The organism is Haloarcula pellucida, from assembly GCF_014647235.1.
In the GTDB taxonomy this organism is placed as follows: Archaea; Halobacteriota; Halobacteria; order Halobacteriales; family Haloarculaceae; genus Haloarcula; species Haloarcula pellucida.
In genome coordinates, this window is record NZ_BMOU01000004.1 from 159,316 (window position 1) to 178,649 (window position 19,334).

19 protein-coding genes are annotated in these 19,334 nt (G+C 61.7%); 7 read left to right on the forward strand and 12 right to left on the reverse strand.

Annotated elements, in window-relative coordinates; all coding sequences use genetic code 11:
• Window positions 1-33: 33 nt before the first annotated feature.
• Complete coding sequence (locus IEY28_RS12875; RefSeq protein WP_188998254.1) at window positions 34-984, reverse strand: mechanosensitive ion channel family protein; 951 nt, start codon at window positions 982-984, stop codon at window positions 34-36.
• 80 nt (window positions 985-1,064) lie between these two features.
• On the opposite strand from IEY28_RS12875, the gene ptsH1 reads away from it, so the two are divergent.
• Complete coding sequence (gene ptsH1 / locus IEY28_RS12880) at window positions 1,065-1,352, forward strand: phosphocarrier protein HPr (RefSeq protein WP_188998258.1); 288 nt, start codon at window positions 1,065-1,067, stop codon at window positions 1,350-1,352.
• The gene (gene ptsP, locus IEY28_RS12885; protein ID WP_188998264.1) at window positions 1,349-3,040 is read left to right on the forward strand and encodes a phosphoenolpyruvate--protein phosphotransferase; all 1,692 of its coding nucleotides are present in this window, start codon (window positions 1,349-1,351) and stop codon (window positions 3,038-3,040) included. The genes ptsH1 and ptsP overlap by 4 nt, the downstream gene beginning before the upstream one ends.
• 9 nt (window positions 3,041-3,049) lie before the next feature.
• Here the strand turns inward: ptsP and dhaM are convergent, their stop codons facing one another.
• The 6 genes from dhaM to IEY28_RS12915 all read right to left on the reverse strand — a co-directional run bounded on the left by dhaM (window position 3,050) and on the right by IEY28_RS12915 (window position 7,558).
• Window positions 3,050-3,430 carry a dihydroxyacetone kinase phosphoryl donor subunit DhaM gene (gene dhaM / locus IEY28_RS12890; protein WP_188998269.1) on the reverse strand — a complete coding sequence of 127 codons (381 nt, stop codon included), beginning with the start codon at window positions 3,428-3,430 and terminating at the stop codon, window positions 3,050-3,052.
• Window positions 3,430-4,137, reverse strand: coding sequence for a dihydroxyacetone kinase subunit DhaL (gene dhaL / locus IEY28_RS12895; RefSeq protein WP_188998272.1), 708 nt, complete (start codon window positions 4,135-4,137; stop codon window positions 3,430-3,432). Before dhaL ends, dhaM begins: the two co-directional genes overlap by 1 nt.
• Window positions 4,134-5,132, reverse strand: coding sequence for a dihydroxyacetone kinase subunit DhaK (gene dhaK / locus IEY28_RS12900; protein ID WP_188998275.1), 999 nt, complete (start codon window positions 5,130-5,132; stop codon window positions 4,134-4,136). Before dhaK ends, dhaL begins: the two co-directional genes overlap by 4 nt.
• A gap of 159 nt (window positions 5,133-5,291) precedes the next feature.
• Window positions 5,292-5,882: a thioredoxin family protein gene (locus tag IEY28_RS12905; protein ID WP_188998278.1), complete on the reverse strand. Its 591-nt coding sequence runs from the start codon at window positions 5,880-5,882 to the stop codon at window positions 5,292-5,294.
• A gap of 47 nt (window positions 5,883-5,929) precedes the next feature.
• A complete protein-coding gene (locus IEY28_RS12910; protein ID WP_188998284.1) occupies window positions 5,930-7,174 on the reverse strand; it encodes an MFS transporter in 1,245 nt (414 codons plus the stop codon).
• Window positions 7,175-7,225: 51 nt separating this feature from the next.
• Window positions 7,226-7,558, reverse strand: a complete 333-nt coding sequence (locus tag IEY28_RS12915; protein ID WP_188998287.1) for a hypothetical protein — start codon at window positions 7,556-7,558, stop codon at window positions 7,226-7,228.
• 121 nt (window positions 7,559-7,679) lie between these two features.
• Here IEY28_RS12915 and IEY28_RS12920 point away from each other — a divergent pair, with 121 nt between their 5' ends.
• From IEY28_RS12920 to IEY28_RS12940, 5 genes are all read left to right on the forward strand, one after another.
• Window positions 7,680-8,174, forward strand: coding sequence for an Lrp/AsnC family transcriptional regulator (locus IEY28_RS12920; protein WP_188998290.1), 495 nt, complete (start codon window positions 7,680-7,682; stop codon window positions 8,172-8,174).
• Window positions 8,171-9,316, forward strand: coding sequence for a pyridoxal phosphate-dependent aminotransferase (locus IEY28_RS12925; RefSeq protein WP_188998294.1), 1,146 nt, complete (start codon window positions 8,171-8,173; stop codon window positions 9,314-9,316). The genes IEY28_RS12920 and IEY28_RS12925 overlap by 4 nt, the downstream gene beginning before the upstream one ends.
• A 186-nt stretch (window positions 9,317-9,502) precedes the next feature.
• The gene (locus IEY28_RS12930) at window positions 9,503-12,016 is read left to right on the forward strand and encodes a type II/IV secretion system ATPase subunit (RefSeq protein WP_188998297.1); all 2,514 of its coding nucleotides are present in this window, start codon (window positions 9,503-9,505) and stop codon (window positions 12,014-12,016) included.
• A complete protein-coding gene (locus tag IEY28_RS12935; protein ID WP_188998299.1) occupies window positions 12,013-14,052 on the forward strand; it encodes a type II secretion system F family protein in 2,040 nt (679 codons plus the stop codon). Before IEY28_RS12930 ends, IEY28_RS12935 begins: the two co-directional genes overlap by 4 nt.
• A 290-nt stretch (window positions 14,053-14,342) precedes the next feature.
• Entirely contained in the window at window positions 14,343-15,467 is a 1,125-nt protein-coding gene (locus IEY28_RS12940) for an MBL fold metallo-hydrolase (protein ID WP_188998301.1), read from the forward strand.
• A gap of 379 nt (window positions 15,468-15,846) precedes the next feature.
• Here IEY28_RS12940 and IEY28_RS12945 read toward each other — a convergent pair whose 3' ends face one another.
• The 5 genes from IEY28_RS12945 to IEY28_RS12965 form a co-directional block, all read right to left on the reverse strand.
• A complete protein-coding gene (locus tag IEY28_RS12945; RefSeq protein WP_188998304.1) occupies window positions 15,847-16,212 on the reverse strand; it encodes a hypothetical protein in 366 nt (121 codons plus the stop codon).
• A 78-nt stretch (window positions 16,213-16,290) separates the two neighbouring features.
• Window positions 16,291-16,971, reverse strand: a complete 681-nt coding sequence (locus IEY28_RS12950; protein WP_188998306.1) for a hypothetical protein — start codon at window positions 16,969-16,971, stop codon at window positions 16,291-16,293.
• 155 nt (window positions 16,972-17,126) lie between these two features.
• The gene (locus IEY28_RS12955) at window positions 17,127-17,579 is read right to left on the reverse strand and encodes a thiamin pyrophosphokinase (protein ID WP_188998308.1); all 453 of its coding nucleotides are present in this window, start codon (window positions 17,577-17,579) and stop codon (window positions 17,127-17,129) included.
• Window positions 17,572-18,633 carry a GumC domain-containing protein gene (locus IEY28_RS12960; RefSeq protein WP_188998312.1) on the reverse strand — a complete coding sequence of 354 codons (1,062 nt, stop codon included), beginning with the start codon at window positions 18,631-18,633 and terminating at the stop codon, window positions 17,572-17,574. Before IEY28_RS12960 ends, IEY28_RS12955 begins: the two co-directional genes overlap by 8 nt.
• Window positions 18,633-19,319 (reverse strand): hypothetical protein, encoded by a 687-nt coding sequence (locus tag IEY28_RS12965; RefSeq protein ID WP_188998315.1) that lies wholly within the window; start codon window positions 19,317-19,319, stop codon window positions 18,633-18,635. The genes IEY28_RS12960 and IEY28_RS12965 overlap by 1 nt, the downstream gene beginning before the upstream one ends.
• Between the last annotated feature and the right edge of the window lie 15 nt (window positions 19,320-19,334).

A 19,334-nucleotide genomic window follows, 5' to 3' on the forward strand; every position in this document is an offset into this window, starting at 1 on the left:
AGCGTCCGACCGGGTAGAGGGTAAAGTCTCGCCTCACCGGTTCCGACTGACGGGGAACTTCACCCGGTCGGGGTGTTCGTTGAACGCCGCGAGGATGCGCCGGTACAGTTCGTTCTTCACTCGCTGTCCCCGTCGCGGGTGGGCCAGATACCGCAGGCGGAACTCCACCCACGACTCCTCTTGCACGACGTTGACCGTCGGCCGGTCCTGCACCTCCAGTTCCACCGGTGTCTCGTCGAGGCGCTCCCGATACCGGCCGATTCGGGCGGCCATCTCGTCGCCCAAATAGTCGTCCGCGACGCTCCGCATCGTCTCGGTGGCGAACTCGAAGTCCGTCTCGTAGGCCACCTGCACCGCGAGTTCGTTCCAGACGAACGGGAACTCCTCCTGTGTGAAGTTCTTGACGTGCGAGGAGAGGACGACGCTGTTCGGGAGCGTGATGGTCCGTCCGGACGGCTGGTTCGAGGAGACGAGGTCCCCGTTTATCTCCCACAGCGTCGTCACGAGGAAGGAGACCTCGACCACGTCGCCCTTCGAGTCCTCGATGGCGACGCGGTCACCGACCTGATACGGCCGCTTGACCATGATGTACAGCCACCCGATGAGCGAGAACAGGGGTTGCTGGAGCGCGAAGGTGACCGCGAACCCGACGATACCCAGCGAGAACAGGAGTCCGACCCACTGCTCGGTGGCGACCCCGAGCGCGGCCAGCGTCCCGGCCGCGCCGAATCCCAACCGGAAGAGGTTCTTCGCGTCGTGCCGGCGGCGCTTGTCCGCCGTCCGACGGTCGTAGACACTCAGCAGGATGCGGTAACAGCCGTACGTGGCGAACCCGACGGCCGCGAGCGAGAGGAGTTTGACGACGAGGAAAGCGACTGCGATGCCCTGAACGCTCCCTTCGACACCGACTCGCCGGACGAGTGCGACGCCGCCGGCACAGACGACGGCCATCGCGAGCGACAGATACCCGACTGGACGACTCACACCAGTGCCCGACGGGAGGGGAGGACTAAACGGTTCGGTGGCGCCAACACGGTAATAGTTCACGCACACCATTGGGGCGTATGGAGCGCACCGTCGACGTCGTCCCGGAGGCCGGACTGCACGCCCGCCCGGCCTCGAAGTTCGTCCAGACCGTCAACCAGTACGACGCCACCGTCACCGTCGGCCGGGCCGACGACGGCGAGGACGGCATGGTGGACGCGAGCAGTATGCTCGCAGTCACCGGCCTCAACGTCGAACACGGCGAATCCGTCCGCATCGTCGCCGAGGGCGAGGACGCGAGCGACGCGCTCGACGCCCTCGAAACGGTGCTGACGACGCCAGTCGACGAAGGGGGCGAGGCCTCGTGAGGGCGCTCACCGGTGTCGGCAGTACGCCGCTGTCGGGCGTCGGGACCGCCCGCTGGTACCGACCGACGGCGCTCGAACTCCCGGCGCGACCGGACCCCGCGTCCGTCGACAGGGAGGCAGAACGCGAGCGCTTCGAACGCGCACAGCGCGACGCCCGCGAGGCCATCCGGGCCGCCCGCGACCGGACCGCAGAGTCCGTCGGCGAGGACGAGGCCGCCGTCTTCGAGGCCCACGAGCAGTTCCTCGACGACCCGCAACTGGTCGACGCTATCGAGGAGTCTATCGACGATGGAAGCCCCGCCGAACACGCCGTCTCCGACGCCTACGCGGACGCCATCGCGCAGTTCGAGGGGATGGAGGGACGGATGGCCGAACGCGCCGACGACCTGCGGGACGTCCGTGACCGCCTCCTGCGGGCACTGCTCGACGTCGCGGCCGTCGACCTCGGGTCGCTCCCCCAGGGGACGGTCCTGCTGGCCGACCGACTCACCCCCAGCGACACCGCGGCACTGGACCCCGACGCGGTGGCCGGCATCGCGACGGTGACCGGCGGGCGCACCTCCCACGCAGCCATCATCGCCCGGTCGCTGGCGATTCCGGCCGTCGTCGGCGTCGGTGACGGCCTCGACGACGTCACCGAGGGTGCGACCGTGCTGGTCGACGGCGAGGCGGGGGAGGTCGTCGTCGACCCGAACGAGGAGCGGCGAGCGGCCGCTTCGGACGTCGACGAACCGGTCGTCGCTGCTCGCGTCTCGACGGCCGACGGCCGCGGTATCGAGGTGGCCGCAAACGTCGGTCGGCCGGCAGAACTCGACCCCGCCGCCGAGCGTGGGGCCGACGGCATCGGTCTGTACCGCACCGAGTTCCTCTTTCTGGACCGCGACGCACCCCCCGACGAGGACGAGCAGTTCGAGGCCATCACGGCCGCCCTGCAAGCGTTCCCCGACGAACGCGTCGTCGTCCGGACGCTGGACGTAGGTGGTGACAAGCAGGTCCCGTATCTTGACCTCCCGGCGGAACCCAATCCGTTCCTCGGACGGCGCGGCGTCCGCCTCTCGCTGAGCGACCACGCCGACCTCTTCGAGACGCAGTTACGAGCGCTCCTCAGAGCGGCGGCGACCGACGCGGGCGACGGCCTCGCGGTGATGGTGCCGATGGTGGCCCGCGTCGAGGAAGTCGAGGACGTCCTGAGCCGTATCGAGGCCGTGGCCGCGACACTCGACACCGAAGGCGTCGACTACGAGATACCCGCCCTCGGAGCCATGGTGGAGACGCCCGCCGCCTCCTACGTGGCCGGGGCGCTGGCCGACAGACTCGACTTCCTCTCCATCGGGACGAACGACCTCACGCAGTACGTGATGGCCGCCGACCGCGAGAACGACGGCGTCGCGGACCTCCACGACCCGCTTCACCCCGCCGTCCTCCGCGCCGTCGACCGGACCGTGACCGCCGCCCACGCGTGCGACGCGTGGGTCGGCATGTGCGGGGAGATGGCCGGCGACCCCGACCTGACCGAACTGCTCGTCGGCCTCGGCCTCGACGAACTCTCGATGAGCGCCGTCACCGTCCCGGCGGTCAAACAGCGGGTTCGCGAGACAGACAGCGAGACGGCGGCGGCCCTCGCGGACGAGATTCTGGCCTGCGAGACGCGGGCGGCGGTGGTGGCCCGACTCGACGGCGTCGAGTGACCACCCGTCTCAGAGTTTGTCCACGTCCCGTGCGGCCTCGGCTTGCTCGCGAACCGAGTCCAGCGTCGCCTTCGGACTGGTCGCCGCGACGGCGGCGTTGACCGCCCCCTCCAGTACCGGCGCGTCGGCGATGACCGCGTCCACGTCGCTCATCTCGATGGCGACGTCGGCGTTCATCACGGCGCTCCCGAGGTCCACGAGGACGACGACGCCCTCGCCGTCGTCCGCGGCCGCGAGTGCGTCTTCGATGTCGTCGGGGACCGTCCCGAACCCGCCCTGTCCGTCGCCACCGACTGGTTCGATGCGGGTGTCCCCGCCCATCTCGGCGGCCACCTCGGCGATCCCCTCGGCGGCTTTCCGACTGTGCGAGACGATTACGAGGCCGACCATCAGTCCTCGGCGGCCTCCTCGCCGTCGGGAATCGTCGGCGACGTGGCGTCGACGGCGGGCGTCTCGGCCACGTCTACGTGTTCCGTCGCGGCGTCCAACAGTTCCTCCATGATGTACAGCGTGCTGGTCGCGCCGGGGTCCTGATGGCCCACCGAGCGCCACCCGAGATACGACGCTCGGCCCTTCGAGGCCCGGATGGGGACCGTGAAGTCGACGCCTCGCTCGGCGGCCGCGACGGCCTTTGCCAGCGCCTCGACCGGCGGCAGGTCGTCCGTCTCGACGGACTTCTTGAAGGTGTGGACGGCCGGTACCAGCGCGTCGACCATCGTCTTGTCGCCGACTCGCGCGTCGCCGCGGTCCTGCACTTTTTCGAGGTAGGTCTCGGCGAACGCCACCGCGGTGTCGGCGGTGATGCCCCCGTCGAGTTCCTGACTGGCGAAGACGAGCGACCCGCCGTAGAGCGGTCCCGACGCGCCGCCCACCTCCGAGAGGAGCGTCTTGCCCGCTGTCTTGACTACCGTCGCCGGGTCGGGGTCGTCGAGGTCGGCGACTTTCTCGGCGGCGGCGCTCCAGCCGCGGGCCATGTTCCCTCCGTGGTCGGCGTCACCGATGGCCGAGTCGAGGTCGGTGAGATAGCTCCGTTCGGCTTCCAACCGCTCCGCGATGGCCTGTACGGCGGCGACGACGGCGGCACCCTCGTCGCTCATCGGACCGTCAGCGCCGGGGTGTCGGCCGGCGCTCCGAGCAACTCCTGCAACTCGTCGTCGACGGCACAGACCGTGATGGAACACCCGGCCATGTCCAGCGAGGTCATGTAGTCGCCGACCCACGCGTCCCACGTCTCCAGTCCGTGGTCGCCGAGCAGTTCCTGCAGTTTCCGATTGACCACGAACAGTTCCATCTGCGGCGTGCCACCCATGCCGTTGACGATAGTGACGACCTCTTGGCCCTCGTCGAGATCGAGGTCGTCCAGCACTGACTCGGTGAGTTCCTCGGTGATGGCGTCGGCGTCCATGATGTCGGTCCGTTCGACGCCCGGTTCGCCGTGGATGCCGATGCCGAGTTCGATTTCGTCCTCGCCGAGGTCGAACGTCGGTTCCCCCTTCTCCGGGGTGACACAGGAGGTCAGGGCCATCCCCATCGTGCCGACGTTGTCGACCACCTTCTGGGCGACCCGCTGGACCTCATCGAGGTCCGCTCCTTCGGCGGCCTTCGCGCCCGCCGCCTTGTGGACGAGGATAGTGCCGCAGACCCCTCGGCGGCCCGAGGTGTACAGCGAGTCCTCGACGGCCACGTCGTCGTTCACGACGACTTCGGCCACCTCGGTCCCCTCCATCTCGACCATCTCGCCGGCCGTCTCGAAGTTCATCACGTCGCCCTCGTAGTTCTTCACGACCAGCAGGACGCCCTCGCCGCTGTCGACGGCGGCGACCATCTCCTCCAGTTCGTCGGCCGTCGGTGACGTGAACACTTCCCCCGCGGCCGCGCCGTCGAGCATCCCCTCGCCGAGGTAGCCGGCGTGTGTCGGTTCGTGGCCGCTCCCGCCGCCGCTGACGACGCCGACCTTCCCGCCGACCGGCGCGTCTTCGCGGACCAGTACGTTCGTATCCGACAGCCGACGGACGCGGTCCGGGTACGCCGCGACCATCCCGTCTAACATCTCGTCGACCACGTCGTCCGGGTCGTTGATGAGCTTCTTCATGGTACATGATGACAATCGCCGCACTGGTCCTTAAAGCTGAGCGAGGGGCGTGTCAGGAGTGTGCGAGGGCGTTTTCGCTCGAAAAGCGTGCCTGTCGGTTCGTTCGACGGACTCGGCTGGGTCCCAGCGGCGAGTCGGACGGCCCAGCGGGGTCGGTGATTAGACGTCCCAGTAGTCGGGTTCGTTGCCCTCGGTCCACTTGATGGAACACCCACGGGACGGCTTCTCGGCGCTGGTTATCTCGTCGCCGGCCAGCAGCGTCTCGACGTGGGCAGCCATCTCTCGGTCGCTCGGTTCGTCGTCGGGGTTCGGGGCGTCGTCCAGTCGACCGTGATAGGCCAGTCGGAACGTCCCGCCGTCGTTCCGGAACAGGAAGGGGTCCGGCGTGCAGCGAGCGCCGTACGCCGCCGCGACGGACTGCCTCTCGTCGCGGAGGTACGCGTCGTAGGCCACGTCGCCGCTCTCGACGAGTGACTGCATCCGTTCGAACGAGTCGTCCGGGTACGCCTCGGCGTCGTTCGGGTTGACGCCCACGACGGCGAGGTCGTCGTACGCCTCGGCCAGCCGGTTCAGTTCGGGAATCTTCGCCTTCGCGTAGGGACAGTGGTTACACGTGAACACGACGAGCAGCGCGTCGTAGTCGGCGAAGTCGTCGAGCGCGTACGTCGCCCCGTCGGCACCGGGCAGTTCGAACGTCGGTGCGGCGTCGCCACGTTCGAGCACGTCGGAGTCGGAGTCGAGCGAAACCATGGTGGGCGACGCTACGTCGTCGTTCGATAAAAGCCCACGGACCCCGCTCAGTTCCCCAGTTGGACCGACTCCATCGCTCGTGACCCACCCACGGCCAGCACGACGGCCGTCAGGCCGATGGCGATGACGCCGATGCCGGCCACGACCCAGAACGCCGCGGCGACCCCGGCGCGTTCGACGACGACGGCGAGGACGGGCGGGGCGACGGCCGCGCCGCCCGAGATACCGACGGTGAGCAAGCCGAAGTTCTTGCCCGCAGAGTCCGCCGAGGAGAGGGCGTCGGCCAGCGACGCTCGGGCGGGCCGACTGCCGTCGACGGTGGCCGAGAGGACGAGGACGAGCGCCAGCGCCCCCAGAACGGGGAGCGTCCCGAGCGCCAGCAAGCCCGCGACGACTACGAGCGCGGCGTAGCCGCCGACGAGCACCGGCCCCGGCGAGTACCGATCGGTGAGCCATCCGCCGGCGAAGATGAGCACCGCGCCGGTGACGAGCATCGCGGAGACGGCGAAGTTCGCGGTGGCGTCGGGAATCGGGTAGCCCGAGGAGAGCAGCGTCGCCGTGTACTGTTTGATACCCCACCCGGCCATCGACGTGACGAACCAGAGGACGGTGAGCGCGACGATGGGCGGCGAGGCGAGGACGGTCCGGAGTTCGCTCCGGACCCGCGTCGCGAGCGAGGCGTCACGCGACTGCTCGGTGCTCGTCGGATGGGTGATGGTCTCGTCGACGCGCCGGTCGAAGGCGAGCAGACAGGCGGCACCGTAGACGCCGCCGACGACGGCGATAGCGCCGATGGCGACGCGCCAGTCGACACCGAGCGTGCTCGCCGTCGCGACGACGGCCGGCGGCGCGGCGAAGCCGAGCGCCCCGGTGAAGCCGTGGACGCTGTAGGCCCGGCCACGGGTGTCTGGCGTCGTCGCCGCCCCGATGAGCGGGTAGTGTGCCGGGTGGTGACCGGCGATACCGATTCCGGTGACGACGCTCGCGACGAGCAACCAACGGTAGCTCTGGGCGGTGGCGGTGAGCATCGCACCCAGCGCTCCGAACGTCAGTGAGATGGCCAGCACCGAGGTCCGACTCCGAGAGTCCGACAGCGACCCGAACGGCAACTGGAGCGCCGTGACCACGACGCCGACGGTCCCCAGTGCGATACCCAGTTGGGCGTCGGTCAGCCCGAGGTCGGCCTTCAGCGGCCCGAAAATCGGCGGCAGCAGCATGAAGTAGGCGTGGTTGACCAGATGCGACCCCCCGACGAGGCCGACGACGAGACGGGACTGGGCGTCAGAGACCACGATAGGGCAGGGTGTGCGGCCCGCCACAAAGAACGGTGTGGTTCGGCGGGGTCACTCCTCCTCGGCCAATCGAGCCGAAACCGCCTCGTCGAACGCCGCAGCGGCGCGAAACACGTCCGTCTCCGTCGCGACGCCGAACAGCGCTTCGTCGCCTTCGACCTCGTGTTTCTCCAGGAACCCTATCTCGACGAGATGCTCTAACGTGCCATCGAGATACAGCGTCTTCAGGGGGACACCGGCCTCGTCGCTCAGTTCGGTCTTGGTGTACGTCGTCTCGGCGTCGAGACGCAGGAGCGTGTCGATGACCGCCGGCGCGCCGTCGTACGACGCGACGTTCCCCCACCCCGTCTCGACTGTCTCTTCGTTTGCGGCCTCCTCGAACATCAGCCGAGTCGTAGGACGCTACCTAGTTAAACCTCGCGTCGGTTTCGGCGACCGACCGGAAGCGTGCCAGTCAGTCTCACCATTGAGCAAGGCTTTTGTTCGGGACCGTCCGCCTCTGTGTATGAGCAGTCGCCGCGAGATTCTGAACCTGCTGCGGGAGAACGCCCGCTACACGACGGAGGACCTCGCCCACATGACGGGGTTCTCCGAGAGCGAGGTCGAGACCATCGTCGAGGAGTTCGAGGAGGCCGGCGTCATCTGTGGGTATCAGGCCGTCGTCGACTGGAGCGCCGTCGACACCGACGAGGAGCGAGTGCGCGCGACGGTCGAACTCAACGTGGCACTGGACCGCGAGACCAACTACAGCGACATCGCCGACCGCATCGGGAAGTTCCCCGAAGTGACCTCGCTGCGCCTCGTCAGCGGTGACTACGACTTCGACCTCGAAGTCGAGGGCGACTCCATGCGGGAGGTGTCGCACTTCATCAGCGACAAGATAGCGCCCATCCCCGAGATTACGCAGACGGTCACCCACTACATCATGGAGTCCTACAAGGAACAGGGGATGACCTTCGACGACCACGACGACGACGACAGACTCTCCGTCTCGCCATGACGTTCGAGCCAGCAGACCGAGTCGACGCGGTGCCACCGTCGGGTATCCGGCGGTTCTTCGAGTTGGCCGAGGAGATGGACGACATCATCTCGCTGGGCGTCGGCGAACCGGACTTCTCCGCGCCGTGGGCCGCCCGCGAGGCCGCCATCACCTCGCTGGAACGGGGCCAGACCTCCTACACCGCCAACCGCGGGAAGCGCGAACTCCGCGAGCGCATCGCCGGCTACGAGACCGAGCGCCACGACCTGACCTACGACCCCGACGAGGAGATTCTGGTCACCGCCGGCGCGAGCGAGGGGCTCGACTTGGCGTTCCGCGCGCTGCTCGACCCCGGCGACAGTATCGCGGTCGCACAGCCGTGTTACGTCTCCTACGTCCCGGGTGCGACCTTCGCCGGCGTCGACGTCGTCGACGTGCCGACCCGCGTCGAGGACGAGTTCAAACTCACCCGCGAGGTGCTCGAACAGTCGGGCGCGGCCGAGGCCGACGCGCTGGTCTACTGCTACCCGAACAACCCGACGGGCGCGACGATGACCGGCGAGGAACTCCGCGAGGTGGCGGCCTTTTGCCGGGAGAACGACCTCGTGGTGTTCGCCGACGAGATCTACGCCGACCTGACCTACGAACACGACCACACCTCTATCGCGACGCTCCCGGGGATGCGCGAACGAACCGTCGTGTTCAACGGGTTCTCGAAGGCCTTCGCGATGACCGGATTCAGACTCGGCTACGCGATGGGGCCGCCGGAGGCCATCACCGCGATGAACCGCGTTCACCAGTACACGATGCTGTCGGCGCCGACCACCGCTCAGTACGCCGCCATCGAGGCACTGGAGAACTGCTGGGAGGAGGTCGAGGAGATGACCTCGCAGTACGACCGACGGCGGAACTACGTCCTCTCGCGTCTCGATGGCATGGGACTGGACTGCTTCCCCGCGTCGGGGGCGTTCTACGCTTTCCCCGAGTGTCCGTGGGACGACGCGAGCGAGTTCGCCGAGTCGTTGCTCCAGTCCGAGGGTGTCGCCGTCGTGCCGGGTACCGCCTTCGGCGAAGGCGGGGACGGCCACCTTCGCCTCTCCTATGCGACGGGGCTAGACGACCTCAAAGAGGCGATGAACCGGATGGAGTCGTTCCTCCAGTAGCGCCTCGAGAACCGTTTCGGGACGGGGCGGACACCCAATTATCAACCACAATAGCGGTGCCGAAAGCTTAAGGATAGTTCCTCCACAATCACTGTCAAACCGTGCAGCATAGGGTCACCGTCCGGGGGATCGTGGGTCAATTCACCGGCAATAAGTTTTTTCACGCCGACCGGCAGATGACAGATAATGGCAATTGATGACACAGGGGGGACAGAGCCGAATCAGGTCGGCGAGGGTGGGACTGGTGCCGACCAGTCGGCGGCAGTCGGGGAGTACACGTGGGACGACTTGCGACGGGAGTTCCACGATGGAGGTCGGTTCGACCGGAGCGAGTATCTCGGGTTCGAGCCACGCCAACTCGGAGACAAGCTAGAGACGGCAGCGAGTACGGCGCTCACGCTGAACGGGCCGTTCGAGGAGTATCTCGACCCCTCGACGACGCCCGTCACGAAGGGCGCCTACACGTGGGAACACTTCAAGCAAGAGTACTACTACGAGGACGGCTCTCTCCCTCGGGACGAGGAGGGCGAGGTGGTCCCGTTCGACGCCGAAGAGCACCTCGGCTTCGATCCGGACCACACCGAGACCCGACTCTCACAGGCCGACGACTTCGCGTCCGAACTGGTCGACGTCGTCGACGAGAACACCGTCGACGTCAATCCGGAGTTAGACGAGGACGCGTTCTTCTCGACCAGACACGGCCACACGACGGTCGTCAACCGGTACGACCTAGAGAAGGCGGTCCCACACAGCAAGAAGTCTCACTTCAAAGAGCTAGAGCGCTACTGGGTCAACAAGCCCTACGCCTGCGTCGTCATCTTCCACTCCCGCAAGGAGAACGAGAAGAAGTACTACGTCGTCGAACCGTACCTCAACGCCATCGAGGACGACCTCAAGCAGTTCCTCTCCGGAAAGCTCAAGACGGCCATCAAGTACTCCGAGGACGAGGTCATCGTTCAGGGGTCGAACGCCGACCGGGCCGAGGTCATCCAGCGAGAGGCCGAGAACCTCCTCTCGCGGTACGACCTCTACGACGGGACAGTCGGTGCCGGCAGCGGCGACGGCGGCGGCATCCTCGACCAGGTGAAAGAGCTGTTCGACATGGGCGAAGCGGCCGAAGACCCGGACGAGGCCGGGCAACTCGACGGTATCTCGACGCGGCCCGAACCGGCGATTCTCGAGGACGACCCCGCGACGCTCAACGAGTACCAGGTCGAGAAACTGCTGTACATGCTCAAGCGGGACTTCATCGGGTACGCCCGCATCGACGGCATCAAACACGACATCAACGTCGAGGACATCTCCTGTGACGGGTACAACTCCCGGGTGTTCGTCTACCACACCGACTACGAGCAGATCATCTCGAACGTCGAACACGGCCAGACGGAACTCGACGACTTCGTCGTCAAACTCGCCCAGCGCTCGGGCAAGGGCATCTCGAAGCGCCAACCACAGGTCGACGCGACGCTGCCGGACGGGTCGCGTGCCCAGTTGACGCTCGGCCGGGAAGTGTCCGACCACGGGACGAACTACACCATCCGTCAGTTCAAGGACGTCCCCTTCACGCCCATCGACCTCATCAACTGGAACACGTTCTCGCTGGACGAGATGGCGTTCCTCTGGCTCTGTATCGAGAATCACAAGTCGCTCATCTTCGCGGGCGGGACCGCATCCGGAAAGACCACGAGTCTGAACGCCGTCTCGCTGTTCATCCCCTCGAACTCGAAAATCGTCTCCATCGAGGACACCCGCGAGGTGGAACTGCCCCAGCGCAACTGGGTCGCGAGCGTCACCCGCCCCTCCTTCGGCGAGGACGACACCGGCGACGTCGACGAGTTCGACCTGCTGGAGGCCGCACTCCGGCAACGTCCGGACTACATCGTCATGGGTGAGATTCGCGGTGAGGAAGGTCGCACCCTGTTTCAGGTCATGTCGACCGGTCACACCACCTACACCACCTTCCACGCCGACTCCGTCGGCGAGGTCATCAAGCGCTTCACCACCGAACCGATCAACGTCTCGAAGACGCTGTTTACCGCGCTGGACCTCGTCTCGATCCAGACCCAGACGCGGGTCGACGGCAACAAGGTCCGCCGGAACAAGTCTCTGACCGAGATCAACGAGTACTCCGCCGAGAACGACGAAATCAACGTCCGGGACGTCTACGAGTGGCGCGCCGAGACGGACGAGTACATCCAGATGGGGAACTCGAACACCTTAGAGGAGGTCAAGTTCGACCGCGGGTGGACCCAGGAGAAACTCGACGAGGAACTGTTCAAGCGGAAAGTCGTCCTCGCGTACCTCATCGAACAGGGGCTAAACACCTACACGCAAGTCGCCGCGACGATTCAGGCGTTCATCAACGACCCGGAGACCATCCTCACACTCATCGCCAACGACCAACTCGAACAGTCGCTCGAAGACCTCCGGGAGATGGAGTCTGTCAAGATCGACATCGATCCCGAGAAAGAGGAGATGGTCCCGCGGCCCGACGCCCCACCGGAGATGGTCGAGGAGACGAAAGGCGTACTGGACAACGCCGGCCCGCTGTTCGACCAGTTCACGAGCGGCGACACCACCGACATCGTCTCGGCGCTGATGGACGGCGACGCACTGGCGGAGGCCGAAAAAGAGGAAGAAGAGACCGGCGGCTTCGGCCAGTTCGTCCCGAAAGCCGGGAAGGAGGCAGATAGCGGATGAGCCTCGACACGAAGGGCCAGCAACAACTCGGGAGCGGTGGCGCTCTGGGTGACGCTTTCTACCCCGCTTACCAGACGCTGTTCGACGAGGAGGGCGATTTCGTCGACAGCGTGCAGACGAAACTCGCCGAGGCACGGATGGCCGACAACGTCGAGATGTTCCTCGCACGTGCCCTCGCCGTCGGCGTCATCGCGGGACTGGCACTCTGGCTCGTCGGCACCCTGCTCGGGTACCTGCTCGTCAGTATCCTGTTTACTGGCTCGGAGGGGCCGACGTTCATCGGCGTCGTCATCCAGAACGAGACGCTGCTTGCCATCATCGATGCGCTGAAACTCCCCTTCCTGATTCTCGTGACGGGCGTCGTCTTCGGTGCCATCGGCTTCGGCATCGGCTTCGGCTCGCTCGTTTCGATTCCGTACTTCCGGGCCAGTGCTCGCGAGCGCGAGATCAACATCCTCCTCTCGGACTCCATCTCGTTTATGTACGCCCTCTCCGTGGGTGGGCTGAACCAACTCGAAATCCTCCAGGCGATGGCGAAAGCCGACGATACCTACGGAGAGGTCGCCCACGAGTTCCAGTCTATCGTTCTAGAGACCGAATACTTCGATACGGACTATCGGACGGCCGTTCGGAATCAGGCGCTCGAAACCCCTTCCGACAGCCTCTCTCAGTTCCTCACCGACATGCTCTCTATCATCAACTCCGGTGGGGACATGACCTCGTTCCTCGAAGACCAGAAAGAAAAGCACATGCGGACCGCCCGGCAGGAGCAAGAGAAGATGCTGGAGACGCTGGAACTGTTCGGCGAGATGTACATGACCCTCTCGCTGTTCCCGCTCTTGCTCATCATCATCCTCGTCATCATGTCGATGATGGGCAACGCCCAGCAGCGGCTCATCTACGGCACCGTCTACGGTCTCATCCCGCTGACCGGGATGGCCTTCCTGGTGCTCGTCTCGACGGTCACGCAGGACTCCATCGGTGATGGGTACCTCCGGCCAGACGCCAGCGAAGACGACATCGTCGTCGACGAAGGCATCGGCGTCTTCAACCTCGGTCTCGTCGAGCAGTACAGCGGCAGTTACGCCGTCTTCGACCGCGTGAAGAGTCGCGAAGGGACCTACGAGTTCCTCCAGATTCTCAAGAAGCCACACCTGTTCTTCCGCGACCACCCGATGCTCGTGCTGGGGCTGACGATTCCGCTCTCTATCCTCTCGATCGTCGCCGCCGTGGTCCTCGGGCAAGCCCCCCTCTCGCTCGACGGGATGATCAACCGGCCTGTACCGGGGACGTTCTTCTGGGTGTACGTCCCGATGTACATCAACTTCGTGCCGCTGACGATATTCTACGAGTGGAACCAGCGCTCGCGGAAAGCCATCATCGGTAACCTCTCGGACAACCTCCGGAAACTCGCCTCGGCGAACGACACCGGAATGACCCTGCTCGAATCCATCAAAGTCGTCTCCGAGACGTCCGCCGGGAAGCTCTCAGACGAGTTCGAGACGATGCACGCGAAGGTCAACTACGGCACCAGTCTCAAGGAGGCCCTCCGAGAGTTCAACAACAAGTACCACGTCCCGCGACTGGCTCGGACGGTGAAACTCATCGCCGAGGCACAGGAAGCCTCCAGCCAGATTCAGGACGTCCTCTCGACGGCCGCACAGGCCTCGGAGAATCAGGACGACATCGAGCGCGAGCGGAAGTCCCGAACCCGGATGCAGATGGTCATCATCATCATGACCTACCTCACCCTGCTGGGCGTGATGGCGCTGCTGAAGACGCAGTTCCTCGACGTGATGTCCGGCCTGTCGAGTCAGGCCTCCGGTGCCAGCGGGTCCGGCGCGCCCGGCGGCGGGTTCGGTGGCAGCGTCGACGTCGACCTCCTGTCGATGCTGTTCTTCCACGCGGTCACCCTGCAGGCGCTCCTCTCCTCGTTCATCGCCGGCTATATCCGCGAGGTGAACCTGATGGCGGGCGTGAAGTTCGCCGTCGTCCTCTCGACGATAGCGCTCGTCGTGTGGATGGCCGTCGGGTAACCCGTCCGTGTCTCGCCCGCGGTGGCGGACTCTTCGTCTCCCCCGCACTCCGTCGGAAGTAATCCGAGCCAACTCTGTGAGTGATACTGGTGGCTGTACGTTCGTAACGATATTCGCCACCCCGGGTGGCGAATTACTTCAGTTTGTTACAGCCACCAGTATGAGCCACGCCACCCGTCTCGCTCACGCCGGTAATCCGCGTCCCGTGACCCCGTCCAGTACCGGTACCGTCAGGACGAGAGGGGTATCTCGGTCATAACTTTGCGCGCGTCACTCGTCGTCGAGACACCATGCAGGGGAACAATCGTCCGGTAGACCCCGACGTCACACGACGGAGCTACCTCACCGCCAGCGCGGCAGGTCTGCTCGGGATGGCAGGCTTGAGCGGTTCCGTGTCGGCACAGGACCTTTCAGACGCGACGAGCGCGCTCGCGGCACAGACTTCGGCCCCCGAAGACCCGGAGATTCCCGACAAGGGGTATCTGGTGGCGGCACTCGGCGACGGCATCTACTGGATCACCGAGGGCGTCTACCAGATGCTGTTTCTCACGACGGGCGAGGGCGTGGTCGTCGTCGACGCACCCCCGACCATCGGGCAGAACATCCTCGCCGCGATCGACGAGGTGACCGACGAACCGATCACCCACGTCGTCTACAGCCACTACCACGCGGACCACATCGGCGCTGCGACGCTCTACCCCGACGACGCCGAGTACATCGCCCACGTGGGGACCGCCAGATTCCTCGACCGGGTCGGTGACGACAACCGCCCGTCTCCGACGACTGTGTTCGGTCCGAGAACGAACGCCACTCCGAGCACTGCCGGTCAGCAGGAACGTCCCGACCGTCGACACGTCGATGGCAACAGCTACACCCTCGAAGTCGGGGACCAACGCCTCGAACTCGAACACCGCGGACCGAACCACGCCGCCGGAAACGTCTTCATCCACGCGCCAACCCACCGAGTCCTCATGTTCGTCGACGTCGTGTTCCCGAGGTGGATCCCCTTCCAGAACCTCGCCGAGTCGTCAGATATTCCGGGCTACATCAGGGCCCACGATCAGATCCTCGAGTACGACTTCGATACGCTCGTCGCCGGCCACCTGACTCGACTCGGGACGCCGGCGGACGTCCGGACCCAGCGAGAGTTCGTTACGGATCTGGAGGCGAACTGCCGCGAGGCCATCGCCACGGTGGACCTCGGGCAGGTCGTCCAGGAACGCCAGCCAACCAACCTCTGGGAGACGTTCGCGGCGTATCTAGACGAGACGTCGCGGGTCGCGGCGGACGCCACGCTGGAGACGTGGGGGAACGACCGACTCCGCGGCGCCGACGTGTTCATGCAGAGCCACGCCGCGACGATGATCGAATCGCTCCGCATCGACTTCGGCGTCCTCGGACCGTTCGGGCTGTGAGAGGAGGCGGAGCGCGCCGGACCGTCGTCCCAGCGGGAGCGATCGCCTCGCTCCACTCGGCGCCGTGACTGGCAGCGGTTCCAAGCCGGGCGTCGACGAACGTGCACACCGCTCGGGACTGTGGTCACGACGGGAGAGCCAGGACTCGCCGAGAGTGAGCGAACGCACGGCGTTCGGCGAGTTCACGAACGACTGATGGTGCGAATCGGCCGAAGAACGGTAGTGGTACCGTTTGGGCTCCGAGCTAGCGAACGCGACGACCCACACGCCGAGCGACACCATGACGGCGTAATCGGCCGTGAGCGTGTACGGTGGCCAATCGGGGCGTTGCGAACGTTCAGGTAGTCATCCATCATCCCGCTGGCACGCTTCTGGTAGCTCATTCGCTACCACCGAGTTGCCGGACTTCCCACACGTCGTACTCCCGCTCCTCACCGTCGTCGGTCGTGAACGTACGCGTCTTTTCGGTGTGCTTGATGCCGACGACATCTCCCTCACCGAGATCGTTGTCGTCGAGGGCGTTGTCGATCTGGTTGTTGGACCACATGGCGACGACGTCACCGATGCCACGGGAGAGTTCGATAACGGTGGTGTCGTACTGACCGCAGTTCGGGACGACATCACGAATCACGCCCACAACGTTCTCTCCGGGTTCGAGTTCGATCCACTCGGAATCGTAGTCGTCGTCGGAGTTGCTTTCAACCGGTTCGAGGTCGTCGAAGGATGGCGTTTCCTGAGTTGCCATACATGGAGAGATTCCGAGTGGTTGGACTTAACTAGGTGCTGAGGCTCGGTGAAAGTATAATCGGCATCTGATAGACAATTAAAACACGATTGTAGGGCCAGGCCCAATGATTGAACGAACCAATATCAATAAGGCGGTAACAAAGACTGAGGCGTAGAAGATCTCCTTGAGTCGCTTGAATGGAGAGACTGACTCTACACCACTGATTCGAATATAAGGAAAAATCCAGTCTCTAAACCGAACAGAAAGATATGTTGAGAGCAATAAGATGAAAACAACTGAATCTTGAACAGTTGGATAATAATGTATAATTTTCCCAGGAGTGACGCTGACAATCTGATATCCGACGAGTAAGGCCAAAAAGATAGATAACGTAGTAGCACCTTCATCAGCAATATAGGTGCGTATTCTACCGAGATTTGTTTTTCTCTCGTCAAAATATTCCAATACTTGAGTCTCAATCTCATTCACCCATATGGAGTCACCAATAGAGTGCATTTGATGACTCTCATAGGGACGTGCTGCTCCTGAAATCTTGATTGTTCCCTCATCTCCAGATACCTCAATAGAGTAACCGACGCCGAACGAATCAATATCTTCTTGCGAAAATTGCCTGATTGAATGCGCCGAGATCTCTGCTACAGGGTCAAGTTTAACAGATACGGTTAATCTTGGCTGCGTCGTCTGTGAAACTAGAATTTCCTCTATCTCTTCTAACTCACTAAACGTCAGATGAACCGCGGGGAGTTTCGATTTCAATATAATTTCACAACTAGTTGAACAGCATAAATATTCAAGGGTTAGATCTCCAGATATGAGGATGTATCCGTGCCAGTATATACAATAAATAAGTGGTAGGTGTCAAGCAGCGACAATCATAAAATGGCAGAAAAGTCAATCACTCGGCGAAAAGGTCATACAGATACCTGACGACCGTCAGCTGCAAATGAGATTTTGACTGAAAATTCATCGAGTTCGGTGTATTCTGGGTCTTCGCTTTCCAAGACGTTTGAACCAAATTTCAAAATAGAACCCCGATTTCGATAATATTGTTCATATGAATCCATGTCTCCAATGATAAGACTCACTCGGTAATCATGTCCACCTTCAGCTAAAACTTCGTTTAGCGTCTGTATAGCCTCATCGTAGACTCGCTCAATCGTGTCTTCGGAGAGTGCTTTGTCATCGACAGAATATCGAATGCTTCCGGAAGCAACCTTGTCGAGACGACCGTCTTGCAGTTCAATTGTTGTAACACCGAGATTATTTGAATCAACACAAGCTGAGTCAGTATATTGATTTTTTAATATAATCTCATCAGTGTGGATGAAGGAGGAAGGCACAAACTGAAACGTGATTCTAGTCATGATCTTCGGGACTTGTAGATGTGAGTTCTGTTTGTTTTAACAGAGTATCAATTTGTTGCCCGATTTGAGACTCCGTAGCAGACTTTTCTCTCGCTTCTTCCTCAAGCTTTCCATATAATTCGTCTACTGTCTCAGTCGCCGCCTCTATAGTAATTCGGTCCGTTTCCGGGTGATTTTTTAAGCGTTCACCCAGCTCTCTGACGTTCTCTCTTTCTTGTCGAATTTGAGGCGTATTGGGAGTACTTTCTGACCGAGATGAGCCGATCTCTTCTACTTCTGAATGAAGCTCCTCCTGATTCTTCGTATTAGACGGAGATGTTCCGCTGTCTCGCGGATCTAGTGATATCTGTGCTTTCTCCTCCAGTTCTCGCCTTTCAAGAACGCCAGACCCTGTGTCAGCTATTTCATCTAGGATTAGGTTCATCGGTTCTTTAAACCGAGCAGGAGAGCACCTTCGGAGATATTTTTCTATTTTCAATTCCAATTCAGCCTTAGTCGGTGTATGTAGATGGAGTCCCCAAACGGTGCGATATAAGTCATCTACATCTGATGCTGGGATTACTTCGCCGTCGTTCTTGATTTCTTTATTAGACTGAATCCCAGACAGTAGCTTACTCAGTTCATTACGGCTATATTTTTTCTTGAATGTGGCCCATGGTGTACCATTCCGGAGATATTCTGAATTTTCAATGAAATTATTAACTCTAGTAGCCGCAGCGCCATTTGTAACAAGATGGAACAACGCAATATCCTCTCCACCTTTTTCAGCATGCTTGGAATTAATTCGATAAAATTCCGGAAAGACCGAACTCTTGAACTTACCTCCCCACTTTAGCTCTCCAGTTTCAACAAATTTCACCTCAAAGTAGTGCTGCGATTTACCACAGTCATCTTCCAATACAAAAGCGAAGTCGGAATCGAATCGTTCGATATGGAGCTTTTCTGGCTTTTTGGGTAGGAATTCCGGATAATCAGTAAGGAAATAGAATGCTGCAGCTAAATCTTGATATCTAAACCCTCTCCTTGGTGACGCACCACCTGCCTCCTCCGGCATTATTCTTCAGTCTCAGGTGATTCGTTACTTTCGCTATTGTATTCCACTACGGCGTCCTCAAGTTCTTCAGCGAGATCATTGATATTCCGGACTAGTTCAGGATCGATATAATCTAAAATATCTTCACCAAGGTCAGTTCTAGCGTTCTCAACTTCATTAATCAGATGTCTAGCAAGAACTAACGTATTTTGAGCGTCAGTCCCAATCACAACACGCTCATCATAGTCTTTTATAATCTCGTGGGTGAAATGAGGTCGGCCAGAACGGTATCCTGGTTGAGTTCTTATATTACTCCACCAGTCATGACCCTTGTAAATTCGATTTGTTCTCTGATCAAGATCAACTCCATATTCAACTTCTAGTTCGGTAATGAACTCAAATAATTTTTGACCCTTCTCACCATTTTCACAAAGTCGGTCAGCAGCATCCGTAGAAAAAGCATTTACAGTATTCAAAAGAGCTTCTGTAACATCGTCCTGTTCCTCTTCGTCCACTTTTCCGTACAGACAACCACTAAGATACCGAAAGAACAGATCAAAGTTATTGAATTTGCGTTCCGTTCCAATAGTTTCTTCAAATACTGACCTAATCTCCTCTTTTTGCTCTATGATTCCATCAGCATTATCAAGTAATAGGTCAATCCGCTCTTCTTCAAAGATCATATCCTGATTGGTAGATTCACTCATTAGTATAATATTGAC

Coding starts and splice junctions, on each gene's coding strand:
- IEY28_RS12920 (WP_188998290.1), top strand. CDS start 7,680: ATGAGCAGTCGCCGCGAGATTCTGAACCTGCTGCGGGAGAACGCCCGC.
- IEY28_RS12955 (WP_188998308.1), bottom strand. CDS start 17,579: ATGACTAGAATCACGTTTCAGTTTGTGCCTTCCTCCTTCATCCACACT.
- IEY28_RS12960 (WP_188998312.1), bottom strand. CDS start 18,633: ATGCCGGAGGAGGCAGGTGGTGCGTCACCAAGGAGAGGGTTTAGATAT.
- IEY28_RS12930 (WP_188998297.1), top strand. CDS start 9,503: ATGGCAATTGATGACACAGGGGGGACAGAGCCGAATCAGGTCGGCGAG.
- dhaK (WP_188998275.1), bottom strand. CDS start 5,132: ATGAAGAAGCTCATCAACGACCCGGACGACGTGGTCGACGAGATGTTA.
- dhaM (WP_188998269.1), bottom strand. CDS start 3,430: ATGGTCGGCCTCGTAATCGTCTCGCACAGTCGGAAAGCCGCCGAGGGG.
- IEY28_RS12905 (WP_188998278.1), bottom strand. CDS start 5,882: ATGGTTTCGCTCGACTCCGACTCCGACGTGCTCGAACGTGGCGACGCC.
- IEY28_RS12945 (WP_188998304.1), bottom strand. CDS start 16,212: ATGGCAACTCAGGAAACGCCATCCTTCGACGACCTCGAACCGGTTGAA.
- IEY28_RS12935 (WP_188998299.1), top strand. CDS start 12,013: ATGAGCCTCGACACGAAGGGCCAGCAACAACTCGGGAGCGGTGGCGCT.
- dhaL (WP_188998272.1), bottom strand. CDS start 4,137: ATGAGCGACGAGGGTGCCGCCGTCGTCGCCGCCGTACAGGCCATCGCG.
- IEY28_RS12925 (WP_188998294.1), top strand. CDS start 8,171: ATGACGTTCGAGCCAGCAGACCGAGTCGACGCGGTGCCACCGTCGGGT.
- IEY28_RS12965 (WP_188998315.1), bottom strand. CDS start 19,319: ATGAGTGAATCTACCAATCAGGATATGATCTTTGAAGAAGAGCGGATT.
- ptsH1 (WP_188998258.1), top strand. CDS start 1,065: ATGGAGCGCACCGTCGACGTCGTCCCGGAGGCCGGACTGCACGCCCGC.
- IEY28_RS12915 (WP_188998287.1), bottom strand. CDS start 7,558: ATGTTCGAGGAGGCCGCAAACGAAGAGACAGTCGAGACGGGGTGGGGG.
- IEY28_RS12940 (WP_188998301.1), top strand. CDS start 14,343: ATGCAGGGGAACAATCGTCCGGTAGACCCCGACGTCACACGACGGAGC.